The organism is Nocardioides astragali (genome assembly GCF_024436375.1).
GTDB lineage: Bacteria > Actinomycetota > Actinomycetes > Propionibacteriales > Nocardioidaceae > Nocardioides > Nocardioides astragali.
Window position 1 is genome coordinate 827,928 of the sequence record NZ_JAFMZM010000002.1, and the last position, 23,818, is coordinate 851,745.

At 68.1% G+C, this 23,818-nt stretch carries 25 protein-coding genes; 10 read left to right on the forward strand and 15 right to left on the reverse strand.

Annotated features, from left to right (window positions below; translation table 11 throughout):
- Positions 1 to 264: 264 nt before the first annotated feature.
- Together J3P44_RS08810 and J3P44_RS08815 are read left to right on the forward strand one after the other, a co-directional pair.
- A complete protein-coding gene (locus J3P44_RS08810; RefSeq protein WP_255889932.1) occupies positions 265 to 942 on the forward strand; it encodes a GAF and ANTAR domain-containing protein in 678 nt (225 codons plus the stop codon).
- A 711-nt stretch (positions 943 to 1,653) separates the two neighbouring features.
- Positions 1,654 to 1,806 carry a hypothetical protein gene (locus tag J3P44_RS08815; RefSeq protein WP_255889933.1) on the forward strand — a complete coding sequence of 51 codons (153 nt, stop codon included), beginning with the start codon at positions 1,654 to 1,656 and terminating at the stop codon, positions 1,804 to 1,806.
- A gap of 424 nt (positions 1,807 to 2,230) precedes the next feature.
- On the opposite strand, the gene J3P44_RS08820 is transcribed toward J3P44_RS08815, so the two are convergent.
- Positions 2,231 to 2,530: a DUF3040 domain-containing protein gene (locus tag J3P44_RS08820; RefSeq protein WP_255889934.1), complete on the reverse strand. Its 300-nt coding sequence runs from the start codon at positions 2,528 to 2,530 to the stop codon at positions 2,231 to 2,233.
- A gap of 252 nt (positions 2,531 to 2,782) precedes the next feature.
- A complete protein-coding gene (gene aceE, locus J3P44_RS08825; RefSeq protein ID WP_255889935.1) occupies positions 2,783 to 5,563 on the reverse strand; it encodes a pyruvate dehydrogenase (acetyl-transferring), homodimeric type in 2,781 nt (926 codons plus the stop codon).
- A 253-nt stretch (positions 5,564 to 5,816) separates the two neighbouring features.
- Here aceE and J3P44_RS08830 point away from each other — a divergent pair, with 253 nt between their 5' ends.
- Complete coding sequence (locus J3P44_RS08830) at positions 5,817 to 7,082, forward strand: PucR family transcriptional regulator (RefSeq protein WP_255889936.1); 1,266 nt, start codon at positions 5,817 to 5,819, stop codon at positions 7,080 to 7,082.
- A 69-nt stretch (positions 7,083 to 7,151) separates the two neighbouring features.
- Here the strand turns inward: J3P44_RS08830 and J3P44_RS08835 are convergent, their stop codons facing one another.
- Both J3P44_RS08835 and J3P44_RS08840 read right to left on the reverse strand, forming a co-directional pair.
- The gene (locus J3P44_RS08835; protein WP_255889937.1) at positions 7,152 to 7,535 is read right to left on the reverse strand and encodes a VOC family protein; all 384 of its coding nucleotides are present in this window, start codon (positions 7,533 to 7,535) and stop codon (positions 7,152 to 7,154) included.
- A gap of 310 nt (positions 7,536 to 7,845) precedes the next feature.
- Positions 7,846 to 8,778, reverse strand: a complete 933-nt coding sequence (locus J3P44_RS08840) for a slipin family protein (RefSeq protein WP_255889938.1) — start codon at positions 8,776 to 8,778, stop codon at positions 7,846 to 7,848.
- Positions 8,779 to 9,557: 779 nt separating this feature from the next.
- Here J3P44_RS08840 and J3P44_RS08845 point away from each other — a divergent pair.
- Entirely contained in the window at positions 9,558 to 9,965 is a 408-nt protein-coding gene (locus J3P44_RS08845) for a hypothetical protein (RefSeq protein ID WP_255889939.1), read from the forward strand.
- On the forward strand, positions 9,965 to 10,672 hold the full coding sequence (locus J3P44_RS08850) for a hypothetical protein (protein ID WP_255889940.1): 708 nt from the start codon (positions 9,965 to 9,967) through the stop codon (positions 10,670 to 10,672). The genes J3P44_RS08845 and J3P44_RS08850 overlap by 1 nt, the downstream gene beginning before the upstream one ends.
- 50 nt (positions 10,673 to 10,722) lie before the next feature.
- Here the strand turns inward: J3P44_RS08850 and J3P44_RS08855 are convergent, their stop codons facing one another.
- The 4 genes from J3P44_RS08855 to J3P44_RS08870 are packed head-to-tail and all read right to left on the reverse strand — an operon-like array spanning position 10,723 to position 14,464.
- Positions 10,723 to 12,519 (reverse strand): glycoside hydrolase family 15 protein, encoded by a 1,797-nt coding sequence (locus J3P44_RS08855; protein WP_255889941.1) that lies wholly within the window; start codon positions 12,517 to 12,519, stop codon positions 10,723 to 10,725.
- Positions 12,519 to 12,995, reverse strand: a complete 477-nt coding sequence (locus J3P44_RS08860; RefSeq protein ID WP_255889942.1) for a hypothetical protein — start codon at positions 12,993 to 12,995, stop codon at positions 12,519 to 12,521. The genes J3P44_RS08855 and J3P44_RS08860 overlap by 1 nt, the downstream gene beginning before the upstream one ends.
- 1 nt (position 12,996) lies before the next feature.
- The gene (gene tal, locus J3P44_RS08865) at positions 12,997 to 14,103 is read right to left on the reverse strand and encodes a transaldolase (protein ID WP_255889944.1); all 1,107 of its coding nucleotides are present in this window, start codon (positions 14,101 to 14,103) and stop codon (positions 12,997 to 12,999) included.
- A 19-nt stretch (positions 14,104 to 14,122) separates the two neighbouring features.
- Positions 14,123 to 14,464: a TraR/DksA family transcriptional regulator gene (locus tag J3P44_RS08870; RefSeq protein ID WP_255889945.1), complete on the reverse strand. Its 342-nt coding sequence runs from the start codon at positions 14,462 to 14,464 to the stop codon at positions 14,123 to 14,125.
- Between the two features lie 666 nt (positions 14,465 to 15,130).
- On the opposite strand from J3P44_RS08870, the gene J3P44_RS08875 reads away from it, so the two are divergent.
- The 4 genes from J3P44_RS08875 to J3P44_RS08890 all read left to right on the forward strand — a co-directional run bounded on the left by J3P44_RS08875 (position 15,131) and on the right by J3P44_RS08890 (position 18,255).
- On the forward strand, positions 15,131 to 15,550 hold the full coding sequence (locus J3P44_RS08875) for a hypothetical protein (RefSeq protein ID WP_255889946.1): 420 nt from the start codon (positions 15,131 to 15,133) through the stop codon (positions 15,548 to 15,550).
- Positions 15,547 to 15,861, forward strand: a complete 315-nt coding sequence (locus tag J3P44_RS08880) for a GTP cyclohydrolase I (protein ID WP_255889947.1) — start codon at positions 15,547 to 15,549, stop codon at positions 15,859 to 15,861. The genes J3P44_RS08875 and J3P44_RS08880 overlap by 4 nt, the downstream gene beginning before the upstream one ends.
- Positions 15,858 to 17,054, forward strand: a complete 1,197-nt coding sequence (locus J3P44_RS08885; RefSeq protein ID WP_255889948.1) for an NAD(P)/FAD-dependent oxidoreductase — start codon at positions 15,858 to 15,860, stop codon at positions 17,052 to 17,054. The genes J3P44_RS08880 and J3P44_RS08885 overlap by 4 nt, the downstream gene beginning before the upstream one ends.
- 229 nt (positions 17,055 to 17,283) lie before the next feature.
- A complete protein-coding gene (locus J3P44_RS08890; protein ID WP_255889949.1) occupies positions 17,284 to 18,255 on the forward strand; it encodes an SDR family oxidoreductase in 972 nt (323 codons plus the stop codon).
- 21 nt (positions 18,256 to 18,276) lie between these two features.
- On the opposite strand, the gene J3P44_RS08895 is transcribed toward J3P44_RS08890, so the two are convergent.
- From J3P44_RS08895 to J3P44_RS08920, 7 genes are all read right to left on the reverse strand, one after another.
- Positions 18,277 to 19,083 carry a universal stress protein gene (locus tag J3P44_RS08895; RefSeq protein ID WP_255889950.1) on the reverse strand — a complete coding sequence of 269 codons (807 nt, stop codon included), beginning with the start codon at positions 19,081 to 19,083 and terminating at the stop codon, positions 18,277 to 18,279.
- Positions 19,084 to 19,529: 446 nt separating this feature from the next.
- Positions 19,530 to 19,916 carry a DUF488 domain-containing protein gene (locus J3P44_RS08900; protein ID WP_255889951.1) on the reverse strand — a complete coding sequence of 129 codons (387 nt, stop codon included), beginning with the start codon at positions 19,914 to 19,916 and terminating at the stop codon, positions 19,530 to 19,532.
- Between the two features lie 324 nt (positions 19,917 to 20,240).
- A complete protein-coding gene (locus J3P44_RS08905; protein ID WP_255889952.1) occupies positions 20,241 to 20,528 on the reverse strand; it encodes a hypothetical protein in 288 nt (95 codons plus the stop codon).
- Between the two features lie 30 nt (positions 20,529 to 20,558).
- Positions 20,559 to 21,815 carry an NAD(P)/FAD-dependent oxidoreductase gene (locus J3P44_RS08910; protein ID WP_255889953.1) on the reverse strand — a complete coding sequence of 419 codons (1,257 nt, stop codon included), beginning with the start codon at positions 21,813 to 21,815 and terminating at the stop codon, positions 20,559 to 20,561.
- 1 nt (position 21,816) lies between these two features.
- Positions 21,817 to 21,948, reverse strand: coding sequence for a hypothetical protein (locus J3P44_RS25795; protein WP_372496533.1), 132 nt, complete (start codon positions 21,946 to 21,948; stop codon positions 21,817 to 21,819).
- 356 nt (positions 21,949 to 22,304) lie between these two features.
- Positions 22,305 to 22,481: a hypothetical protein gene (locus tag J3P44_RS08915; protein WP_255889954.1), complete on the reverse strand. Its 177-nt coding sequence runs from the start codon at positions 22,479 to 22,481 to the stop codon at positions 22,305 to 22,307.
- 111 nt (positions 22,482 to 22,592) lie between these two features.
- Positions 22,593 to 23,087, reverse strand: coding sequence for a MarR family winged helix-turn-helix transcriptional regulator (locus tag J3P44_RS08920; protein WP_255889955.1), 495 nt, complete (start codon positions 23,085 to 23,087; stop codon positions 22,593 to 22,595).
- 109 nt (positions 23,088 to 23,196) lie between these two features.
- Here J3P44_RS08920 and J3P44_RS08925 point away from each other — a divergent pair, with 109 nt between their 5' ends.
- Entirely contained in the window at positions 23,197 to 23,772 is a 576-nt protein-coding gene (locus J3P44_RS08925; RefSeq protein WP_255889956.1) for an NADPH-dependent F420 reductase, read from the forward strand.
- Positions 23,773 to 23,818: the final 46 nt, after the last annotated feature.

The following is a 23,818-nucleotide window of genomic DNA, read 5'->3' on the forward strand; positions in this document are numbered from 1 at the left end:
GCGCATCCGGGGCCGCGTTCTCGACGCCGTGACCGAACGAACCGGTCGGGTGCACTTCGTCGTGAGGGCTCCGCGCTGACGGACCGAGTGACGTCGACAGCAGCCTGACGTCCAGCCCGCAGGGTGTTCGCCGCGGAGTGGCCGCCGAGCGCTTCCCCGAGAGGCCAGCGACCAGGCTCCGTCCGTTCGCGTTGGTGGGGTCTCATTTCCCCTCGCTGGAGGAGACGAACCGTGACAGATCAGACGTTCCGCATCGAGCAGGCGGTGACGGAGGCGTCGAAGCTGACGAACGTGCCGCACAGCCTCGAGGAAACCTTGCAGGCCATCACGCGCGCTGCACTTCACGTGGTTCCCGGTATCGACCACGTGGGCATCTCCATCACTCACCGCGACGGCACCATCGAGACCAAGTCCGCTACCGACGCGCTGGTGTGGGACCTTGACGACCTGCAGTACTCCCTGCGTGAAGGCCCTTGCTACGACTCGATCCGCGGCAGGGGCGTCACGGTCGTGGAGCACGCCGGGCACGACCAGCGCTGGCCCACCTTCATGCCGCGGGCGGTAGCGCGCGGGCTGCGCGCCCAGCTCGCCGTCGGTCTGTACTCGGATCGCGAACCCCTCGGTGGCATGAACCTGTACTCCACGAGCAGCAGCACGATCGCCGACGAAACCATCTTTCTAGCCGAGCTCTTCGCGGCCCAAGCGGCCATCGCGCTCGGGCGCTCGCGTGAAGCGGTCCAGATGAGCGAAGCACTGGAGACACGCACCATCATCGGCCAAGCCATCGGGCTCGTGATGCAGCGGTTCGAGATGAACGAGGAACGAGGCTTCCAGTACCTCATCCGCGCCTCGTCGACGAGCAACATCAAGCTCCGCGATGTCGCCGCCGAGCTCGTGCAGAACGCCAACCAGCGCTTCACGACATCACCGCCCGCGCGCTGACCGCTGCCTGGGAAGGATGAGTTCGGCACCATCGAGCGGCGGTGGCGCACGATCCGAGCGGAGACCGGTTTCGACGGGGTGACGCCCCACACCTTCCGGCCCGACGACCCGGCCAGCGCCACAGTGGGTCTCCAGCGCGAACGTTCTCTGGGTCACAGAACGCGACACAAGCCGGAGTGGTTCAGGAAACAAGTGGCCCCTGACCTGCGTTTCCGCAGGTCAGGGGCTACTTTTCGGTCGGGCTGACAGGATTTGAACCTGCGACCCCCTGGCTCACACAGTGCTACGAACGCTCTTGTCGCCGCTTGCTGGTTCTTGACAGGTTGGGCGCTGACCTGCGCAAACGCTCTAGCAGTGATGCCCAACAGCGCCCGTTCGCCTTGATCCCATTTGACCTGGCGAGACCCTTTGCGCCCACGTCTTCGCGACATGAACGCGCCATGGCTCGAATCTCACTCGCAGCCCCCGCAAGTCACAGAACGGACGAACCTCCGATGCAGTCCCCGGTGCTGACGCGGGCAGCTCAGACCCAGGCGCGCGGTGTGAGCAGCCACCGCACTTTCGGACCTCGTCCCTACCGTCACCACATCACCCGGCCCGGCCTCGAAGCCCAGCAGGCCACGACGCCTCCGCACACCTCGTCCGGAATATAAACGCAACGCAGTGCGTTTCGATAGTGACAGACGATCCACACTCAGAAGGAGCACTGCTATGAGCATCATCATCACCATTCTTGTCTTCGCCGGATTGCTTGCGTTGGCCCGATTCGCCAGTCGCGACCTCTTCGCCGGTCCCTCGCTCCGCTATCAACCGCACGACGAGTTGGGATACCGCAACTCCCCCGTCATCGGACAACCCAGTTGACAGCGGGTGGGTTTTAGCGGCGCGGGCACCGGACCGGGGACGACCCCAGAGGAAGCCGCCCGGTACGGCGTGGGCTCGTCGCAGGCCTAGCCACGAGACCGAGACGGAAGGCGAGGCAGTCTCCGAGCCACTTCGCGGCAGCCGAGGACTCGCCTCGCGCCACCCGGCCGAGACCGTCGAGCTGGTCCTGAAGTGCCCCCGTCCTTCGCCGGCACCGGCGTGGTATCGATCGACATGCTGAACGTCTCCACCAGCTCGACGCCGGGACGACCAGGGACAGTCCGGGAAGTCGCGGAGGAGACCTCACGCAACCAGCTCGAATGACCACTCCCCGCTCAAGACCGCGATCTTCAAGCTCAACAAGGCCCGGGAGTGCGAGCACCCCCGACCACGACGCCGAACATGATCCACTCGCCCGCCGTGATCATCGGTTCCTCCGTCTCAGATGTCTCATGCCGGGGTGCGGCCACCAGAGTTGGCACACCAGCGCCCCCAGCACGACGGTCGCGCAGAGGATCGCACCGCTGGTCAGACCGGTGGCGGCCGACATGATGGTGAGCAGTGCGGCGGTCGCGGCGATGAACCAGATCACGTAGTTGCGGCGGAGGGCCCGCAGCGTCGCGGGTGTCTCACCCACCGCGAGAAACCGAGCGAACTCGGGGTCGCTCTCCGCGAGTTCGGACTGGATCTGCTCCAAGGTCCGGCGTTCATGGTCACTGAGCACGTCCCCTCCTTTCCGATGCGTATCTCAGTCTCTCGTCCTTAGGTCCCTCGGGGTAGGAGGGTGATCGGCGAACTCGGTGCGGCTCGGATTGCTGGGTGTCGGCAAGAGTCCGGGCACTCCCTCTGGTGCTGCGGGTCGACAGCGACCCGCATAGGAAGGGCGCGCGAGGGCCAATCGGGCGCCCCGCGTGCGCGGGAACCGGGTCTGCTGTCCGGCACGCAGGCCGCGGGCGTGCTGGGGTGCTGGGCTGTCTCAGTCATCGGTGTTCTCTGGTCGGTTCGAGTCGTGCCGCTTGGCGCCTGTTTCGGGGTGGGCGCGCCGCCCGCTTGCCTGGAGCGCTTTGTTGAGAACGGATCTGTCGAGCGCGCCAGAGTGGACGAGCTGCTCGAGGACGCGGAGGACGATCGATGGCGCGTCGACCCCGAAGTGCTGCCGCAACGCTCCGCGGGTGTCGGAGAGGCCGAATCCATCAGTGCCAAGGGAGGCCCAGGTGCCAGGTACGAACGGCGCGATCTGATCCGGGACAGCTCGCATCCAGTCCGAGACCGCCACCACCGGGCCCGGCGCATCGCGGAGGCGGCTGGTGACGTACGCCTCCCTTCGAAGACCGTCCGGGTGCAGGAGATTCCACTCGTCGGCGGCCAGCGCGTCGCGGCGTAGCTGCGTCCACGAGGTCACGGACCACACGTCGGCGTTGACGGACCACTCGCGTCGCAGGAGCTCCTGTGCCTCCAGCGCCCATGGCATTGCGATGCCGGATGCCAGGATCTGTGCGCCCGGTCCCTCCCCCGCATCGGCTGGGGAGTACCGGTGCATCCCAGCCAGAATTCCGCTGATGTCGACCTCTGCTGGCTGCGCCGGTTGAACGATCGGCTCGTTGTAGAGGGTGAGGTAGTAGAAGACGTTCGGGTCCTCACCGGCGCGAGGCTCGCCGTACATGCGCCGCAACGCCTCGGCGACGATGTGGCCGAGCTCGAAGGCGTACGCGGCGTCGTAGGACAGGCACGCCGGGTTCGTGGAGGCGAGTAGCAGCGAGTGTCCGTCCTGGTGCTGGAGGCCCTCACCGTTGAGGGTGGTGCGTCCCGCGGTGGCTCCCAGCAGGAAGCCACGCGTCATCTGGTCGGCGGCAGCCCAGAACTCGTCGCCGGTGCGCTGCAACCCGAACATCGAGTAGAAGATGTAGAGCGGGATCATCGGCTCGCCGTGGGTGGCGTACGAGGTTCCGGCGGCGGTCCACGATGCCGCCGCGCCCGCTTCGGTGATGCCCTCGTGCAGCAGCACGCCCTCGGTGTCCTCCTGGTAGCTCAGGAGCAGGTCCCGGTCCACAGACAGATAGGTCTGTCCTTGTGGGGAGTAGATCTTCTTGGAGGGGAACAGGGAGTCGAGCCCGAAGGTACGCGCTTCGTCCGGGATGATCGGCACGAAGCGGTGGCCCATTCCCGGGTCCTTCATGAGGTCCTTGAGCAGCCGCACGAACGCCATCGTGGTGGCGACCTTCTGTGATCCTGTGCCGCGCCGGGAGACGGCGTAGGCCGTGTCGGCGGGAAGGTCGAGTGGCGCGCTCGCGCCGCGGCGTGCCGGGAGGTAGCCGCCGAGGGCGAGCCGGCGCTCGTGGAGGTAGTCCATCTCGGCCGATCGGTCCGCGGGCCGGTAGTAGGGCGGCAGGGTCTCGTCCAGACTGGAGTCGGGGATGTCGAGGTGCAAACGGTCGCGGAATCCCTTGAGGTCGCTCAGCGTCAGCTTCTTCATCTGGTGGGTTGAGTTGCGGCCCTCGAAGTGCGAGCCCAAGGTCCAACCCTTGATGGTCTTGGCAAGGATGACCGTCGGCTGACCGTGATGCTCGGTGGCCGACCGGTAGGCGGCGTAGAGCTTGCGGTCGTCGTGCCCGCCACGTTTGAGTCCCCAGATCTGCTCGTCGGTCAAGTCGCGGACCATGGCTCGAGTGCGCGGGTCGCGGTCGAAGAAGTGCTCGCGTACGAACGCCCCGGACTCGGCCTTGTAGGTCTGGAAGTCGCCATCGGGAGTCGCGTTCATCAGGTCGACCAGTGCCCCGTCGACATCGATCGCGAGGAGCTGGTCCCACTCGCGACCCCAGATGACCTTGATGACGTTCCAGCCGGCGCCACGGAAGAAGGCCTCGAGCTCCTGGATGATCTTTCCGTTGCCTCGGACCGGCCCGTCGAGTCGCTGCAGGTTGCAGTTGATGACGAAGGTGAGGTTGTCCAGCCCTTCGCGGGCTGCAACCCCGATCGCGCCGAGCGACTCGGGTTCGTCCATCTCGCCGTCCCCGAGAAATGCCCAGACACGCTGCTCGCTGGTGTCCTTGATCTGCCGGTTGAGCAGGTACCGGTTGAACCGCGCCTGGTAGATGGCGTTGAGGGGCGTGAGACCCATCGAGACGGTGGGGAACTCCCAGAAGTGCGGCATCCGCCGTGGGTGCGGATAGGACGGCAGACCGCCCCAGGCTCCGGCTGGGGAGGACTCTTGCCTGAACCGGTCGAGCTGGTGCACGTCCAACCGGCCTTCGAGGAACGCGCGGGCGTAGATGCCGGGCGAGGCGTGACCTTGGAAGTAGACCTGGTCACCGCCGCCGGGGTGGCCTCGCCCACGGAAGAAGTGGTTGAAGCCCACCTCGTACAACGCGGCGGCCGAGGCGTAGGTCGAGATGTGGCCGCCGACCTCGACTCCGGCGCGTTGGGCTCGGTGAACCATGATCGCGGCGTTCCACCGGATGTAGGCGCGGATGCGCCGCTCGATGAGCTCGTCTCCCGGAAATGGTGGCTCCAGCTCCGGCGGGATGGTGTTGATGTAGTCCGTGGTACCGGGCACAGGAACGGCAACGTGCTGTTCGCGGGCTCGTTGCAACATGCTGAGCATCAGGTAGTGCGCCCGGTTGCGGCCCGCGCGGTCGACCACCGCGTCGAATGACTCGAGCCATTCCATGGTCTCGGATGCGTCGGAGTCGAGCAGTTGGCTGCTCAGCGTCCCGGCGGGGGCGGTGCTTGAGGTCGTATCGGACGGTTGATCGCGCATGAGAGATCTTGGCGTTGCAATGGTGCCGGGGTGCAGGTCACTGGCCGGTCAAGAAGCTTCTCCCGTGGGTGCCGCAGCCCGGCAAGCAACGTGGCGTCATCGGCGCTGGGCAGCACGAACCCAAGGCCCCCAGCGCCAGTACGAGTGGCGTGAGCCGTGTCGTGACTTCGCGTCGGGTTGCCGAGTCCCGGCATCGAGGCGTCTACTAGAAGGGGCCAAATGGGTTCGTCTCGGCAGGGTGAACGGATGCAGGATGGGAATCGCGGACGACTCGACGCGGGGGAACCGGAGGGCCGCGAAGGACACGGAGGCCGCTGTCGGAGACGACGATTGGCTGCGCCAAGTGGCGCAGGCGGCCTGCCACGACGCTGGCGGTGTTTCTGAGGAGCTCCTCGGCGACTACCTGCGGATGCTCGCCGAGGCCGCCATCTCGGGGCGCCGACCCGCCCGCAGCGAGCTCGCTGCGGTGCGCCTGCTCGGTCGGCGCGCCGCCGAGACCGGCGTCTCCGCCGGCCACGGGGTGAACCTGTACCTCTCCGCTGCCCGACGGGTGTGGGACGAGCTCCCGGCGGTAGTCCGCATACGCAACAGCGCGGCTGTACGAGCAGCCGCCGAGGCGGTGCTCCAGGTCGTCGAGGATGCGGTGGCTGCCTTCGCCGAGGGACACGGCGAAGCAGGCCGCGAACTGGTGCGACGCGAGGAATCGCTTCGACGAGAGCTGATCGACGACCTGCTTCGTGGCGACGCCCACCTCGGCGAGCTCGTCGAGCGCGCCGAACCGTTCGGACTGGATCTGACTCGCGCCCACCAGGTGGCCCTGGCACGACCAGAGCGGCGCTTGCCCGTCATCGACGCCGCGATCAGCTCGTTGGAACGCGTGGTGCTGGACCGCTTCGGGGATCGGGACGTGCTCGTGGCCACGAAGGACGGCCTCGTCGTGGTCATCGCGTTGGCCGATGACGACCCGCAGTCCGGGACGGATCGGCGCGCGACGCGAGCCGGCCTCGGCACTCTCATCCACGCGGAGCTCAGCCGCCTTCGGCGTGGCTCGCCGTGGCGCGTCGCTGTTGGTCGCGCGCACCCGGGGGCCTATGGAATCGCGCGCTCGTATGAGGAGGCTCGCGAGGGGCTCACCACGGCGGCACGGTTGAGCCTGGAGACTCCGATCGTGGAGGCGAAGGACTTGCTGATCTACCGGGTCCTGTTCCGCGACCAGCCGGCCATCGTCGACCTGGTCCACTCGACCCTCAACCCGCTCCGCCACGCGCGTGGCGGTGCCCGTCCGTTGCTCGACACGCTCGAGGCCTACTTCGACTGTGGCGGGGTCGCCACGGCCGCCGCCGTCCAGCTGCATCTGTCGGTGCGGGCGGTCACCTACCGGCTGGCTCGAGTTCGGGCGTTGACCGGCTTCGACGCCACCGACCCACAGCACCGGTTCACCCTGCATGCGGCGGTCCTGGGTGCGAAGCTGCTCGGCTGGCCCGAGCACGACCTTCCACCTCCAACCGTGGGGTCCTAGGAGGTCGAGATCGACTCCGGCGGTCCATGCGCCGATGGGGCAACTGGTTTGGGTCCTGCTGCGACGACCTCACGAGTGCAGGCGGCTTTCCACGAGCGAGCGTGGGAGCCTCTCGGGGCTGGGATACGCGACCAGGATCCGGATGCCGTCAGGGTCACGGCTCTCCAGGAAGCTCACCCCGCCGCCCGCGTAGGTGTAGGTCCTGGAGGTCCTGCCCCCACGGTCCTTGATGGCCTGTTCCAGGTCAGCCAACGCGCCAGCGGTCTCCACGGCCCACATCAGGTATTGCACACCAATTCCGCCCAACGGGTGTGACGCCCTGCTTCCTTTGGCGATCAAGTAGATCTGGAAGCCGCCCGGGGCAAGAAGCAGGGCCGCACCGGAACTCAAGATCGTGACCTCGCACGAGAACATGTCCCGGTAGAACCCAACTGAACGACCGAGCTCAGACACGAACACCACCGATGACGTAACCCGAGCCGAGCACTCGACACCCTTCTTCTCGACCTCCTCATCCGGGCGGGAACGTCCGGAACGACTTCGCCCGCGGAGCCGAGAATGATCTGCCCGCGCACGCGGTTGGCCGTGCTCAGGAGTCGGCTGTTGCGCCCGGTCGTTCATCGGTCTCAATCTCCGACCTTGCCTGGTGTGGTCAGTTCGTGTCGTCGCGTGCCCTCGCGCGGCTCTGAGCGCGCTACCAACGTCCTCATGCCCCTGCCATGTCGGTTGCTTCCGCGTTGGTCGGCAGGTGGGGCTTCACCGCTCAACCGCACTGGTCCGGCATGAATCCCCAGGCGGGCGGCTGTGAGTACGTGCCCTTTCCGGCTGGAGCCTGGGCGTCAGAGTGTGGTGACGCGGCGTTTTCCGGAGCGATCTGGCGTGTCCGCGGGTCGCTCACGGTAATGCCCTCGGGCGTGCTCGGCTTGGCCGGCTCGGCTGGCGTCCCCCGCTCGAGGAATCGCAACAGCTCGACCGGGAACGGCAGAACCAGGGTCGAGTTCCTCTCCGCCGCGACCTCCACCACCGTCTGGAGGAGCCGCAGCTGGAGTGCCGCGGGGTGCTCGGCCATGACCTCCGCGGCCTCCGCCAGCTTCTCGGATGCCTGGCGTTCGCCGTCCGCGGTAATGATCCGGGCGCGTCGCTCCCGTTCGGCCTCGGCCTGCCGCGACATCGAGCGCTTCATGGTGTCCGGCAACGCGACGTCCTTGATCTCGACCCGGTCGATGTGGACGCCCCAGTCGATCGCTGGACTGTTGATCATGATCTCCATGCCCCGGTTGAGCTGCTCTCGATCGGAGAGCAGGTCGTCGAGGTCGCTCTTGCCGATGATCGAGCGCAGAGAGGCCTGCGCGACCTGCTGCATGGCGGCCAGATAGTTCTGCACATCCACGGCCGCCCGGACGGGGTTCATCACATTGAAGTAGACGACGGCATCGACCCGCACGGTGACGTTGTCACGGGTGATCCCGTCCTGCGCCGGGACCGGCATCGTGATGATCTGCATGTTGACCTTCTCCAGCCGGTCAACGACCGGGATCAACAGCGCGAGACCTGGCCCCCTCAGCGTTGGGCGCACCCGCCCAAACCGATAGACGACGCCTCTCTCGTACTGCTTGACCACGCGCACGCTCGACGCGGCGATGACCAGCGCCAAGGCGCCTACCAGTCCGATCAGAAGTAGCAAGCTCATCTTCATCCCTCTTTCCTTCGGCCCGGTGGCCCCACCGTGTGGAGTGCCCAGCGCCTTCGTCGACGTCCTCCCAGACCTTGCTCGTCCGGCCTCACGACGAACTGTGTCGCGCGCGAGCACTCCTCCGTGATGCCCGAGATCGGCGACTGTTCCTGTGCCGGGTTGCCGGGTACCGGCAGCGCAACGCAACGCCGAGGATGCTTCGAGCATGCTCCGCTGCCTGAGTGCAGTACCCCGAGCTCGCGCGGGAGCCGCACTCGTCTCCTCGGCGGAGCCGTCGGTTGGCGGTTATGCGGTCAGCAACTGCATCAGCACGGCTGCCTGACTGATCTCGATCCGCTTCGCGGCGGTCAGCAGCGTCACTCTGCCCTGGGTGGCCAATCCCGCGAGATGCCGCAGCGGCTCCAGGTCACCTTCGCCTGGTGGCCCCGAACCGCCGTCGGCAACACGTGCTTGTGGACTCCGGCGATCTGCCGATCAACCACGGGCAATGAAGCGGACCGTAGTCGACCGATCCCCCACAGGGACTCTCTGCGAGAGACCGGGCATCGTGAGGCTGGGTTTCCGGGACCGTAGTTCTCGGAAGGATCGGCTTGTGCGAGAACAGCGCCGCGCATCGCGCCACGTCTTGGAGAGGACGTTCACCGGCGAGCAGGGAGGACGTCGATCGGAAGATGCAACTGCACGTGTGAGCGGTCATATCTGTAGTGCCGCTGGACGCACGTTCTCGGCTCCGCCCAGCGACCCGCGTAAGAAGTTCGCGGGCTGATCACACCAACACAGTCATGGCCCTCTCCACCGGATCATCATCGACACCCGCCTGGTGGCGCAGTGAGGTCGACGACGCAGCCTTCTGCGCGGCGGTGTGCGCAGCCTCGGGCGGCGTGCACGGCGCGCTCGTCGTCCCCCACGCGCGCGAGTCGCTCCCGATGGCGCTCGCGTTCTCGCTGGCCACGCTCGCGCTGGGGGCCGCTGCGTCCGCCCTCGCCCTCAACCCCGGCCCCTCCGTCTCGGCCGCGGTTGCGGGGTTGCTGTTCGCGGTCGCCGGCGCCTACTTCCTGTCTCGGACCAGCGGCATCCCGGGTCTCGTCGCACACCCAGAGCCGTTCGACACGCTCGGCACGACCGTCTCCTTGCTAGAGGTGGCCGCGGCGACCGTGGCGGTGCGGCACATCCATCCAAGGAGATACTGATGAGCACATCGATCCTGACCGGCCGCCGTGGCGTGTTCCCCGCCCTCCTGGTCGGGCTGGCCCTGGCCACCGCGCTGGCCACGACCCTGTTCGGCACCGGGCACTCCTCGCCCGCCGCCCACGCCGAGACCGGCCACAGCCACGCCGCCCCTGCGCTCGCGGCCAAGCCCCAGGCGGCCGCGTTCCAGGACGAGATGCGCAAGCTCTGGGAGGACCACGTCACCTGGACCCGCCTCGCCATCGTGACCTTCGCCGACGGCTCCGCGGGTTTCGACGCCACCGCCACGCGGCTGCTGAAGAACCAGGACGACATCGGGGACGCCATCAAGCCGTTCTACGGCAAGGCCGCCGGTGACGAGCTGACCGCCCTGCTGAAGGACCACATCGGGATCGCCGTCGAGCTGCTCCAGGCCGCCAAGGCTGGTGACGACGCAGCCTTCGCGCAGGCCCACGCCGCGTGGTACGCCAACTCCGACGACATCGCGGGCTTCCTCGCCGCGGCCAACCCCCGCTACTGGCCGCAGGCCGCCATGCGCGCGGCGATGAGGGGCCACCTCGACCAGACGCTCGCGGAGGCCAGCCACGAGCTCACCGGTCAGTACGCCAAGAGCGTGGCCGACTACGACGAGATCCACCACCACATCCTGGGCATGGCGGACGTGCTGAGCGCCGGCATCATTCGCACCTTCCCGCACCGCTTCAACTGAGCGCTCGGCGCCGGGGTCGGTCCACCTGAGCAAAGGTGGACCGACCCCGGTTACGTCTCCGGCGCGGTGTCCTTCAGTGCCAGTGCGGCGGAGACGAGGGTCGCGTGGGTGAGCGCCTGGGGGTAGTTGCCGAGGTGGGCGCCGGTCGCGGGGTCCATCTCCTCAGCGAGGAGTCCGAGCGGGCTCGCGCGGTCGAGCAGCGCTTCGAACAGACCCAGGGCCTCGAGGCGTCGTCCCGTGTGAGCCAGCGCCTGGACCAGCCAGAACGAGCACGGCAGGAACGCACCCTCGGCGCCGACAAGGCCGTCGCGGCCCGGTGGATAGCGGTACAGCAGCGGGCCGCCCGCGGTGAGGTCTGCCCGGATGGCGGCGATGGTGCCTGCTGTCCGGGGCGAGTCGGTGTCCTCGATGCCGATGACCGGGAGGATCAGGAGCGCGGCGTCGAGGTCCCGGGACCCGTAGGCGCTCGTGTAGGTGCCCGTGGCCGGGTCGTACCCGCGGGTCCGTACGTCGTCGGCGATCGCATCCCTGGCGCTCCGCCAGCGTCGGAGACGGCGCACGGAGGCTCGATGCGTCTCGGCGATCCGCAGCGCACGGTCGAGGGCGAGCCAGCCCATCACCTTGGAGTGCACGTGGTGCGCGGCGGCCGCGCGGAGCTCCCAGATGCCGGCGTCCGGTTCCTGCCAGCGGCGGGCCACGAGGTCGGCGTACCCGCACACCATCCGCCAAGTCTCGCCGTAGAGATGGTGGCCGTTCTGGACCAGCACCCACGCTGCGTCCACGACCCAGCCGTAGCCGTCCAGCTGATGCTGCTCAGCCGCGCCGTTCCCGACGCGTACCGGAGCGCTCTGCGCATAGCCGGGCCACCCTTCGAGCTCGCGCTCGCGCGGTGCTTGCCGGCCGTCGAGGGTGAGCAGCACGCCGAGTCGGGGGCGCTGCAGACGACCGGCGTGCAGCAGCCAGCCGAGGAACCGCCGTGCCTCGTCCACCTTGCCCACGCCGAGGAACGCGGCGATACCGATGCTGGCGTCGCGGGGCCAGGCGAAGCGGTAGTCCCAGTTCCTGCCACCTCCGAGGTGCTCCGGCAGCGAGGTGGTGGGCGCGGCCACCGGCGCTCCGGAGGGCGAGTACGTCAGCAGCTTCAAGGTCAACAGGCTGCGGATCGCGACGTCGCGGAAGGGCAGCCGCTCGTCGATCTCCTCGACCCATGCCTGCCAACGCCTGCCGTCCTCGTCCAGGAGGTGCCACGCGGTCGCCGGTGGGACGTGGATGACCGGCTCGCGTTGGGCGACGCTGAGAACGAGCGTGACGGGCCGCCCCGGGGTGATGCGAATGAGGGTTGGCCGCCCTGGTTCGACGTCCAGGTCGGGCTCGCAGGAGAGGGAGAGCGCGAGCGACCCCCACTCACACAGCAGGTCGCCGCTGCGGCGCCGCACGCGCGGCGCCGCGTGCTGCTCGCCTCGGCGCGGGTCGAAGTCGATCCTTGCCTCGACGGCACGGCCCTCGGCTGACAGGCGCCGCACCAGGACCGTGGCCGGCAGGAGGCGACCAGCGACCTCGGCCACCATCCCCTCGGTCAGGGTGAGTCGCCCGCCGCCCACCTGCCAGGTGGTCTGGAGCGTCGCTGTGTGTGGCAGGTAGTGCCGAGTGAGGACCGCTGCCGGTTCGGCCGGTCCTGCCTGGAAGGTTCCGGCGGCATGCCCGCCGACCAGCCGACCGAACACCGGTGGGCTGTCGAACCGGGGCGCGCACAGCCAGTCGATCGCGCCGTCGGACGAGACCAGGGCCGCGGTGCGCGTGTCCCCGAGAAGCCCGTAGTCCTCGATCGGACGCGGCTCGACGCGCATCAGGAGACCTCGAGAAGAACGCCCAGGACGGTGCCGTAGACGAGGTGGGCGATGATCGCGACGGCGGGCGTCTGGATGCCGTAGTTGAGGGCCAGCAGTCCCGGCGGCTCCAGCACAGCCGTACTGGCCGGCCCTGCCCGCTCGGAGGCCATCCGGGGATGGACCCCGGGCAGGAGGGGCAGGATGGCGAGCAGCGCGATCGCGACGTGGAGCATCCCGAGCAGCGCCCCGAGCCACCACGTGGCGCGACCGAGCTGTGCGAATGCCGCCGCATATCCCAGTGCGAAGGCTTGTCCCACGAACAGGTGGATGAAGAATCCGGCGACCCGTGCTCGGTCGGGATCTTCGGTGAGCAGCGTTCCCAGCACCAGCGGCAGGTCGAGGCGGGTCAGTCCCGCGAGCTGCGCGGTGATCATCACCGCGGTCAGCGCAGTGGTGGCGAGCAGCCCGAACAGCGCCCAACCGGACCAGTCCATCTCAGATCCGGTCGAGCTGGTGAACCTTGGCGTCCAGCATCTCGAGCACGCCTTGGTAGGAGCGTCGGAACTTCTCCACTCCCTGCTGCTCCACCCCCAGGCCCACATCGTCGAGGTCGATGTGGAGGTCGGCCAACCGACGGACGACGTCGCGGGCCTCCTCCGCGCCGGTGTCGACGGTGCGAGCCACGACCCCGTGGTCCTCGAACTGATCGACGGTGGCCTCGGCAAGGGTGGTGATGGTCCGTGGGCCGATCAGCTCGTCGACGTAGTCGGTGTCGCGGAGTCCGGGGTCCTTGGGTGACGTGGAGGCCCACAGCGGCAGCTGCGGATGTGCGCCGAGCGTGGCCAGGCGCTCCCACCTGCTGCCGCAGTGACAATCCTGGAACATCTGGTAGGCGAGCTTGGCCTGCGCAACGGCGGCACGACCACGTAGTGCCGCGGCACTCGCTCCTCGGTGTGCCTCGAGCCGTCGGTCGACCTCGGTGTCGACGCGGCTCACGAAGAACGAGGCGACAGAGTGGACCTGCGCCGGGTCGCCACCGGTCGTGACGAACGACTCCAGCCCGGCGAGGTAGGCGTCGATGACCTCGGCGTAGCGGCTCAGGGAGAAGATCAACGTGACGGTGATGTTGCGCCCCTCCGCAGTCATCGCCTCGATCGCGGGCACACCCTGGGCAGTGGCCGGGATCTTCACCATCAGGTTGGGCTCGTCGATGCGCTGGTGCAGGCGTCGCGCCGCTCGGATCGTCCTTTCGGTGTCGCCGGCCAGGTCTGGGGCGACCTCGACGGACACGAAGCCGTCCATGCCGCCGGCGTCGTCGTGGACCGGCCGCAGGACGGCACAGGCAGCCGAGACGTCGGAGGCGACCAGCTCCCAGTAGGCCTCCACGGTCGAACGGCCCGCTGTGACGAGGGAGGCGAACTGCTCGTCGTACTCGTCCGAGGACTCGATCGCCTTGGCCACGATGGTCGGGTTTGCCGTCACCCCGCGGATCCCGTCCGCGACCAAGTGAGCGAGGCGGCCGTTGCTGAGGTCCTCGCGGGTGAGGTTGTCCAGCCACGGGCTCTGGCCCTGCTCGGCGTGAAGCTGCTGAAGTTGGCTCATGGTGGTGTGGTCAATAGAGTCATGTCTGGTTGGTGTCATCGAACGCTGACCTCTTACCCGCGGCGCGCTGGCACGAACCGCACAGTGGTGCCATGGGCAGCGCGGTCAGCCGCTGGAGGGACACCGGCTTTCCACAACCTTGGCAGCACCCGTAGGTGCCGTGCTCGATCCGACGTAGCGCGGAGTCGATGTCGGACAACACCGTCATGGCGCCGGCATTCAGCTTTGCGTGGACTTCCTTCCGCACGGTGCCGGCCACCGCCACAGGACGAGTGGCATCCAGCTGGATCAACTGGTTGATCCGGAATGTCCGCTGCTGCCTCAACTCGCCGCGCGCCGCCTCGACGAACTCAGAAGGCAATGCGCATGCGGGACCGTTGGCTCCGCCCCGTCCCTTGGGTCGTTGCCCACGCGGTTTCCTTCGACCCGGTTGGTCGAAGGAAACCGCGTCGATACCTCCGCGGCTGCGTGAGTACGGAGGAGAACAAGGAGCCATCACGCCGTTCCTGACCGTCGCGTTCACGGTGATCACCAATTGGCGGGAGGGTCGCTGGCCGGGAACGACTGCAGGCCCCATTCGTCGACAATGTCCCAGTCCGCGCCAACGGCAGGCACGACAGGCGACGGGATCGGCGGTCGGTCGGAAACCAGCGTCATGGGAGTTCCTTGGAAGAGGTGGCCCGGGCACGGCCACTGAATGAGTTCCTCCATCGTGGCTGTCCAGGACGTCGTCCTGCATGGGTGTGGACCGGTCAAGTCCGAGGCCCTTCGTTGCTTGGCCTCGGCAGACTTGCCCTGGGAAAGCGACGGGATCAGCTATGACCACGGGATGCCGGGTTGACAGTGGGAAGCCGAGCCGCTGCGCGCGAGAGAGTCGAGTGTGGGCACACGAATCTGCCCGCCCTCGGCAACGAAGTCACGAGGTTGTCGACCGATCTGTGGCGGTGATCGCGGGCTTCGAGGCGCGCACAGTGGCGATGACGAGATCTAGATCAGAGCTCGCTTTGACACCCTTGAGGAGTCTCCGATGGCCGCGACGACCACCCCTGCCCATACTGCGCCGACCCAGGTCGGAGCCGATCGCGCCTTCCTGCTGCTGCGCACCGTGTTCACGATCGCGCCGATCGCCTTCGGCCTGGACAAGTTCGCCAGCCTGCTCACCGACTGGGAGCACTACCTCGCACCCTGGATCAACGACCTCGTCCCCGGCACCGCCCACCAAGCGATGTTGGCCGTCGGCGTCATCGAAGTTGTGGCCGGGGTCGCCGTCGCCGTCGCGCCTCGCTACGGCGCCCTCTTGGTGGCCGGGTGGCTGGCGGGAATCATCGTCAACCTCGTGTCGCTGGGCGACTACTACGACGTCGCCCTGCGCGACTTCGGCCTCCTTGTAGCCGCTGTGGCCCTGGCCGCGCTCGCCGCCGACCGCCGCGACAAGGCCCCGGCGTGACCAGCGCCGCCTTGTCCCCGGACGGATCTATTGCCCGAGGTTGGCGCCCGCGCATTGCACAACCGCACCCGGATGTCGACCAGGGTGCGGCCGAGATGACGGCTGCCAACCTTCTCACCGCCCTCGGCCTGGACCTCAGTGACGAGAACCTGGTGGAGACTCCCAGGCGAATGGCGCAGGCCCTGATCGAGATGACCAACGGGCCCGACTTCGAGCTCACCACCTTCCCCAACGAGGAGGACCATGACGAGCTGGTTCTGGTCCAGGACATTCCCCTTCAGTTCCTCGCCCTCACCAGGAGAACAGCATGAACGTCGTCGTGATCGGAGCCGGACTCGCCGGCGCAAGCGCGGTCGAGGAAGTCCGCAATCTGGGATACAGCGAGGACATCACCCTCATCGGCGCCGAGTCCCACCTGCCCTACGAGCGCCCTCCGCTGTCCAAGGGAATCCTACTCGGATCTGCTGAACCCTCCTCGGTGTTCGTCCACGATGCCCAGTGGTATGCCGATCAGCAGGTCGACGTACTCACCGGCACCACGGTCACCGGCATCGACCTGGACACGTGCCATGTCACGGTCACGGGCGGACAGATCTCCTATGACCGGCTGCTGCTGGCCACCGGCGCCACCCCACGGCGTCTTCCCCTGCCCGGCCATGCGGGAGCCGATGTCGTCCATCTCCGCACCCTCGACGACGCGCTGGCCCTCAGGGCTCGGCTCGCGGGCCACGTCTTGATCGTCGGCGCGGGGTGGATCGGTCTCGAGGTCGCGGCCGCAGCCCGGCACGCCGGAGCGACAGTCACCGTGGTCGAGAACGCAACCCTTCCGCTCGTTCGCGTGCTCGGACCGGAGGTCGCGCCCCTCTTCGCCGATCTCCACCGCGACCACGGCGTCGACCTGCGCCTCGCAACAGCTGTCGCGGCGATGGTGCCCACCCAACAAGCGACCAAGGTCCGCCTCTCAGACGGTCACACGTTGGTCGCGGACCTGATCCTCGTCGGCATCGGCGCCCAACCCGACGACCAGCTGGCGGCGGCGGGCGGCCTGGCCACGGACAACGGCGTCCTGGTTGACGCCCGCCTCCGCAGCTCTGACCCGCACGTCTACGCCGCGGGCGACGTCGCCAACCACGACCATCCGCTCATCGGTCGGATCCGCGTCGAACACTGGGACTCCGCCATCCACCAGGGCCGCCACGCAGCCCGCGCGATGCTCGGCAGCGACGCGCCCTACATGCGACAGCCCTACTTCTTCACCGACCAGTACGACCTCGGCATGGAGTACGTCGGCCACGTCGGACCCGACGGCTATGACGAAGTCGTGATCCGCGGCGACCTCGCCAGCCGCGTCATCACCGCGTTCTGGATCCGGCACAACCAGATCGTCGCCGGCATGCACGTCAACGACTGGGAATCCATCGACACCATCCGAACCTGGGTCGGCCAAGAAGCAACAGGAAGATTCAGGAACGCACGCATCGCCCTCGCCGACATCCGGGTCTGAGCACGGTGCCGCGTCGCAACACGAGCCGCCAGCAGGCCCGGGCGTCGGTCACGGCCGCCTGACAGACGGCGACCGCGGATGCAGATTCCGTCGGTCCGCGGCCGGGGCCTGATTCTTCGTACCTTCCGAATAGACGTCGGCCAGGCAGGCGGCCACCCGCCGGAGAGACCAGCGTGATCGCCCTGGCTCGCATGCTGGAGCCAGGCCTGAGCGAAAGGGCAGTGCTGAGATGCCCACTGTTGTCGTCACGGGGGCCAGCGCAGGCGTGGGCCGGGCGGTGGTCCGGGCCTTCGCCGAACGGGGCGCCGACGTGGCGCTCCTTGCCCGCGGCCGCGACGGCTTGGAGTCTGCGGCCAGGGAGGTCGAAGCCCTTGGCCGGCGGGCGCTGGTCATCCGCGCGGACGTCGCCGACGCCGACGCCGTCGAGGCTGCTGCTGCAACGACCGAAGCCCAACTGGGACCGATCGACGTCTGGATCAACAACGCCATGGTGTCGGTCTTCTCACCCGTTCAGGATCTGACAGCCGCAGAAGTCCGCCGAGTCACCGAAGTCTCCTACCTCGGCTACGTGCACGGCACGCTGTCCGCGCTGCGCCGGATGCGACCCCGCGATCGCGGCACCATCGTGCAAGTCGGCTCGGCCCTTGCTCACCGGGCAATCCCCCTGCAAGCGCCCTACTGCGGCGCCAAGCACGCCATCGAAGGGTTCACCGAGTCCCTGCGGTGCGAACTGCTGCATGACCACACCCGGGTGCGGGTGACCATGGTGCAGCTCCCGGCGATCAACACGCCACAGTTCTCATGGGTCCGCAGCCGGCTCCCAGGCCATCCCCAACCCGTGCCACCGATCTACCAACCCGAGGTCGCAGCCGAAGCAGTGCTGTGGGCGGCAAAGCATGCGCCCAAGGAGCTCAAAGTCGGAAGATCCACAGTGTTCGCGCTGACCGCCAACCGCATCAGCGCCGGACTGATTGACCACTACTTGGCTCACACCGGCTATGACGGCCAGCAATTGGCCGAACCAGTCGACCCGGGCCGACGCGACAACCTCTGGGATCCGGGCGCAGGTGACCCTGGTGCCCACGGTCGCTTCGATGATCGGGCCCTGAGCTCGAGCGGGCAGCTCACCGCACGTAAGGCCGCAGGAACGCTCGCCAGTCAGTTCGTCGACGCGGTATCTAGGAGGCGACCGAGTCCATGAACGAAGATCGCGTCCTTGACGTCAGCGGACCACCGCGACTGGACAGCGGGCGGAGTGCAGCACGTGATGACTGACCGATCCGAGCAGAAGGCTGCTGAACCCGCTGCGTCCGCGCGATCCGGTCACGACGAGCGAGGCGTTTGCGGACATATCGGTCAGCGCCAGTGCAGGGCGTACGGCGATCGTGTCCATCTCGAGCGCCACGGTGGGGTGTTCTGCGCGCAGGTCCTCCACGTACTCGGCCAGCGCCGCCTCCGCGGCCAGTGAGCGTTTGGCGAGCTGGCGCGGCAACTGCCCGCGCCCATCCAAGTTGATGCGTCCGGGCTTCCAGGCGTACAACGCGACCACAGACTCATTGGTGAGGCTGGCTCGACGGCAGGCGAACTCGAGCGCCGCGTGGCTCTCCTCGGAACCGTCGACTCCGACGACGATGCGTGTTGCCTCCGGGCGCTCAGCGGCTCGTACGACGACCACCGGGCAGGGCGCGTGTCTGGCCAGGTGCTGGCTGACAGACCCCCGCACTGTCTCGGCCGCCCATCCGTGCCCCTGGCTTCCGACGACCAGCATGATCGCATCGACGGCTTCGCGCATCAGCACGGCCGTCACGGCTCCTGGATGCAGCTCGGCCGCGCCCGTGACCGCTGCTGCGGCTAGGACCGCGTCCACCTGTGCAAGCATCGCCTCATCTGCAGCCAGATCTTGGTCGACCTCTTGTGAACCATCTTCGCGGTCCACGATCACTGCGCGAACGGTGTCGCCCTCCAGCGAGGCTGTCTCAGCGGCCCACTGGAGCGCGGCCTCGGCATCGGGTGAGCCGTCGTAACCCACGAGTATGGTCCCAGTGCTTGGACGCAGCATCTCGAATCTCCTGACTTCGACGCGGGCCGGGGTTTGTCCGATTGCTACCGACTCTGTCGCCTGCGGCCATTGGCGAGTAGGCGGTCCAACGGACAACGTGCGTCGTGCGTTCTTGCCGGTCGACGGCAAGATGGTCAACCGGGACCCGTTCCAGCCAGTCCGCGAACGCTGCCGGTTCCGTCTCTCCAGTCAGTCGTGTGCCCCCGCGGGAAGTGGTGGGATCGACATCGCTCGCAGCCAGCGTCGGCGCGGTGTCAGCTTGGTCGGGCAGGTAGGTCGTAGTGCAGCCCGTCGGCAGTAACACGGGCTCCGCTTGCCGGGGGATGCTCGGTCAGCTTGCCGTCGTGACTCAGGTGGTGCACCGGCAGCTGGTGGAGCAACACCACGACGTCTGCGATGAGTCTGCGGTGGCAGCGCTACCACAGCGACTCGCTGCACATGATCGCGACCCGGTCGTCGCGACGCGTCGAGACGTGGGCGAGGAGGTCGACGACCGCGGCCCCGAACTCCTCGGTGCGGGTGTGCGCGGCATAGCCCCGGAACGCCTCCACCTGCCACCACGGGTCGGAGCCTGCGGCATCGCGGGGGACCCGGCGACGGCCGCCCAGCCGAGGCTCCCATCGGTATGCGATGCCGGACGCAGGCATCCACTGCTCGAGCTCGTCCTGGGCCATGTGGGCGTGGCGCCTGCTGCCGGGAAAGCGTCGCACGTCTACGACCAGGCCTACCCCGGCAGACACCAACAGCTCGACGAGCCGTGATTGGGAGGCCTCGCCGTGCCCGAGAGTCAGCAAGGTGGTCATGCGTCCGCGCCTCCTGCTGCCGGACTCGTTCGTCTGGGTCGTGGTCACTCGTGGTGTGAGGTCCGGCCGAGCGCGAGCGCATATGCCGAGAGGACTACAGCAGTAAGTGCCGGTATCGGCACCTGCTCGGCTCGCCCGGCAAGCACGTGCATCACGCAGGCCCCGAGCGTGACCACGACGATCCCCCACAGCACAGCCGACACCCAACCCGGCAACATGTCACCTCCCAGCGCCTCGAGACGAGTTCATCGTCTCCTCGTTCCGTTCCCGTTACCACCCCTTCGAGTGATGATTGATCGCTGACGGCAGGGCAGCGCTGCGTGCCTACCGCATGCGCCGCGCAGCGTGGGTGGCAGCGGTGGAGGAGTACACGGCAAGCCCCATGAGCATGGCGATGAGCCAGGTGAGAAGCATCCTGGCGGGCCCGTCGTCGGTGAGCTGTGCGACGGCCACGACGACGATGGGGATCAGAATCGCGCACACCGCTGAGGAGCCGAAGTAGGCCCAGAACCGCAGCTCCGGGCGTACGCGGCGAGCCGGGCGAGGCGACCCCTCGGGAGGCGTCGAGGAGGTAGCAGGCGTGGTAGCGGTCGAGGGGGTGTGTGAGTCCATGTCGTGCGTCCTTCCAAGCGTGAGGTCCGGCTAGCGCAATGGGTCGAAGGGAATGAGCTCGGGCGGGGTGGTGCCGGTCGCGATCTGGTGCGCGAGCAGCTTTCCGGTGAGCGGGCCGAGGAAGATGCCCCACATGCCGTGGCCGCCGGCGACGAACACTCGCGGCTCGGCGGTTGCCCCGATCAGTGGGAGTCCGTCGGCGGTGCACGGACGGGAGCCGACCCACTCGTCCCGGCGCTCGTCGAGGTCGATCCCGTTCAGGAGCGGCCGGGTGGCTGCGACGATCGCGTCGATGCGGCGCCGGTCGAGGGCGGCGTCGGGGGCGCGGAACTCCATCATTCCCGCGACCCTGAGCCTTGGGCCGGTCGGCGTGGACAGTGGGGTGCACGCGACCCGCTGGGTGGGGAAGTACACCGGGCCGGCCGGGAGCAGGTCTCCGGTGACGCTGAAGGAGTAGCCGCGGCCGGCTTGGACCGGTTGCCGGACGCCAAAGCGGCGGGCCAAGCTGCCCAGCCACGCGCCGTGGGCGAGCACCACGACGTCGTAGCGGTCGGCGCCTTCCTGGGGTTCGCTGCCGGTGACGGAACTGCCACCAGCCATCTCCTCGACACCGATGACGGTGGTGGCCTCGATGATGCGGCCGCCACGGGTGACGATTGCGTCTGCGAGTGCGGCGAGGAACGCCGGTGGGTTGAGGTAGCGCTGATCGTGCAGCCGCACCGCGGAACCGATCGCGGGGGACAAGGCGGGTTCCGCGGTGCGGGCTTCGTGGCCGGTGAGGACGTCGTACTTCACGTCTTGACCGGCGGTCTGGGTGTGCTCGAGCTCCTCCAGCAGCGGCGCGCGCTCTTCAGGTGTGCGGAAGCAGGCGAGGAACGGGTCCGCGGTGTGAGTGGTGGCGTCGACGCCGCCGTCGGTGAGCTCGTCGAACGCCGCCAGCGCACGCGTGTTCATGGAGACGTACGCGCGCATCCCCACACCCCACCGGCGCGCGGTGCTGTTGCGGGCGAAGCGTGTGAGGAACCGCAGCAGCCGGGGGTCCGGTCGCAGCGGCACGTAGACGGGTGAGGAGGGGCTGAGCACCGCCCGTACGCCATAGCTGAGGACTGCAGGTTCGGGCAGGGGCGCCGTCAGGGCAGGGGTGAGCCATCCCGCGTTGCCCCACGAGGAGCCGGCCGCGACGTGATCGCGGTCGTAGACGGTGACGTGGAAGCCGTGCTCCTGGAGGAACCAGGCCGTGGACAGACCGACCATCCCGGCTCCGACGACGGCGACGCGCTGAGTCATGTCACTCACTTTCAATGGCGGGAACGGGACGGCTCACAGGGCGGTCGGGCGGGGCGCAAGCAGTGCAGGTGATCACCCAGGGCTGCAGCTCGATCCGTTTGGCGTGGATGCGGGTCTCGCAGCGGGCGCAGATGCCGTAAAAGCCCCGCGCCCAAGCGCTGTCGAGCCGTGCGGATCTGTTGGAGGATCCAGGTCACGGTGCCGCGGTGTGCGGCCCCGACGACGTCGGGCGGGACTGGCGGCAGGGCGTCGAGCTGTGCCTGCCGGGCCGCTTCGAGCAGGGACAGGTGGTCGTCGACGCCCTGGGGCGTCGCGAGCTGTCCAGGGTCTGGCTGGGGAAGCGCCATCAGGCTGGGGGCGGCGCCCGGGGTCGCTGCGGACATGGGGTTGGCGGTCACGATCAGTCCTTGAGGAACGTCACGCAGCCCGGGTCGTCAGGGTGCGCGAAGGAACGGGTACGCCGCCGCGCGGGCACCCAGAGTGCTCAGTTCAGGACTGCGTCGGCGGTGCGCGGTCGACGCTGCGTCGCAGCACGTCAAGACCACTGATGCCGCGGGCTTCCTCGCTCAGCTCCAATGCGAGCAGCGCAGCACCCGACGCCACATGGGAGGGCAGGTAGGAACGGTCGGACGTCATCGCCGACACGAACACCGTGCTTCCCTCCATGACAACGACCATAGCAACGTCCGCAGGGAAAGCCAGTCGGCAGCGCGGCCTCCCGACGTCTGACACGCCTCCACAGCAAGCCACGCTGGCATCTGCGGCACCGGGACGGAGCTAGTCGTCGCGGCCCGGGTCGTACAGAGCGGTCATCCGCCCCTCAGGGTCGAGCTTGGTGAGCAGCGCATCCCCGATGCCGCGGAGCTGTTCGAGCTGCTTGCGCGTGAGGGGGTCGAGCACGTGGGTGCGCACGGTGTCCACGTGTCCGGGTGCGGCGTCAACCACCGCGTTCCACCCGGCTTCGGTGAGGAGCGCGTTGGTGGCGCGGCCGTCCTCCGGGCAGGGCACCCGCTTCACCAGGCCGCGATCCTCGAGGCGTCGTACGACGTGGGAAAGCCGCGGGAGTGTGGCGTTCGTGCGCTGGGCGAGCGTCGTCATCCGCATCGTGCGCCCAGGCGCTTCCGACAACATCGCGAGCACGAAGTACTCGAAGTGCGTGAGCCCGGCCGAGCTTCGCAGCTGCCCGTCCAGCACCCCCGGCAGCAGCTCGACGACGGCCACCAGTCGCAACCACGCCTCACGCTCCGCCTCGTCGAGCCACCGCGTCTCCATGAGCAGGAGCCTAGCCGATTACTTGACGGAACAACCAAACCGTGTACAGTGTTAGTTGAAGCAACAACCAAATTGGTTCTCGATCAACACCCCTCAAGGAGCACACTCCATGACGACCATCTCGATCCTCGGCACCGGCAACATGGGCCAGGCCATCGCCGCCATCGCCGCGCAGGGCGGACACAGCGTCCAGCAGCTCGGCGAGAACGACCTCGACACCCCGGTGACCGGCGACATCGTCGTCCTCGCCGTCCCCTACCCGGCCGTCAGCAACGTCATCGCGCAGCGCGGCGACCAGCTGGCCGGCAAGATCGTCGTCGACATCACCAACCCGCTGAACTTCGAGACCTTCGACTCCCTCGTCGTTCCCGCGGACAGCTCCGCGGCTGCCGTGATCGCCGAGGCCCTACCGAGCTCGCGCGTGCTGAAGGCGTTCAACACCACGTTCGCCGGCACCCTTGCCGCCGGGACCGTCGGCCCCCTGACGACCACGGTCCTGATCGCCGGTGACGACACCGACGCCAAGTCCACCCTGGCCGGAGTCCTGACCTCCGGTGGGATCGACGCCATCGACGCCGGCGCCCTGAAGAGGGCCCGTGAGCTCGAGGCCGTCGGCTTCCTGCAGCTCACCCTCGCCGCCAACGAGAAGGTCTCCTGGACCGGCGGCTTCGGCGTCATCGCCTGACCCGGCCTCCCCTCGCAACACCACATCACTAGAAGAAGGAAGCGCA

Coding starts and splice junctions, on each gene's coding strand:
- J3P44_RS08885 (WP_255889948.1), top strand. CDS start 15,858: ATGAACGTCGTCGTGATCGGAGCCGGACTCGCCGGCGCAAGCGCGGTC.
- J3P44_RS08905 (WP_255889952.1), bottom strand. CDS start 20,528: ATGGACTCACACACCCCCTCGACCGCTACCACGCCTGCTACCTCCTCG.
- J3P44_RS08830 (WP_255889936.1), top strand. CDS start 5,817: ATGGGAATCGCGGACGACTCGACGCGGGGGAACCGGAGGGCCGCGAAG.
- J3P44_RS08815 (WP_255889933.1), top strand. CDS start 1,654: ATGAGCATCATCATCACCATTCTTGTCTTCGCCGGATTGCTTGCGTTG.
- J3P44_RS08860 (WP_255889942.1), bottom strand. CDS start 12,995: ATGGACTGGTCCGGTTGGGCGCTGTTCGGGCTGCTCGCCACCACTGCG.
- tal (WP_255889944.1), bottom strand. CDS start 14,103: ATGAGCCAACTTCAGCAGCTTCACGCCGAGCAGGGCCAGAGCCCGTGG.
- J3P44_RS08920 (WP_255889955.1), bottom strand. CDS start 23,087: ATGGAGACGCGGTGGCTCGACGAGGCGGAGCGTGAGGCGTGGTTGCGA.
- J3P44_RS08925 (WP_255889956.1), top strand. CDS start 23,197: ATGACGACCATCTCGATCCTCGGCACCGGCAACATGGGCCAGGCCATC.
- J3P44_RS08900 (WP_255889951.1), bottom strand. CDS start 19,916: ATGACCACCTTGCTGACTCTCGGGCACGGCGAGGCCTCCCAATCACGG.
- J3P44_RS08910 (WP_255889953.1), bottom strand. CDS start 21,815: ATGACTCAGCGCGTCGCCGTCGTCGGAGCCGGGATGGTCGGTCTGTCC.
- J3P44_RS08845 (WP_255889939.1), top strand. CDS start 9,558: ATGGCCCTCTCCACCGGATCATCATCGACACCCGCCTGGTGGCGCAGT.
- J3P44_RS08875 (WP_255889946.1), top strand. CDS start 15,131: ATGGCCGCGACGACCACCCCTGCCCATACTGCGCCGACCCAGGTCGGA.
- J3P44_RS08840 (WP_255889938.1), bottom strand. CDS start 8,778: ATGAAGATGAGCTTGCTACTTCTGATCGGACTGGTAGGCGCCTTGGCG.
- J3P44_RS08855 (WP_255889941.1), bottom strand. CDS start 12,519: ATGCGCGTCGAGCCGCGTCCGATCGAGGACTACGGGCTTCTCGGGGAC.
- aceE (WP_255889935.1), bottom strand. CDS start 5,563: ATGCGCGATCAACCGTCCGATACGACCTCAAGCACCGCCCCCGCCGGG.
- J3P44_RS08915 (WP_255889954.1), bottom strand. CDS start 22,481: ATGGAGGGAAGCACGGTGTTCGTGTCGGCGATGACGTCCGACCGTTCC.
- J3P44_RS08890 (WP_255889949.1), top strand. CDS start 17,284: ATGCCCACTGTTGTCGTCACGGGGGCCAGCGCAGGCGTGGGCCGGGCG.
- J3P44_RS08850 (WP_255889940.1), top strand. CDS start 9,965: ATGAGCACATCGATCCTGACCGGCCGCCGTGGCGTGTTCCCCGCCCTC.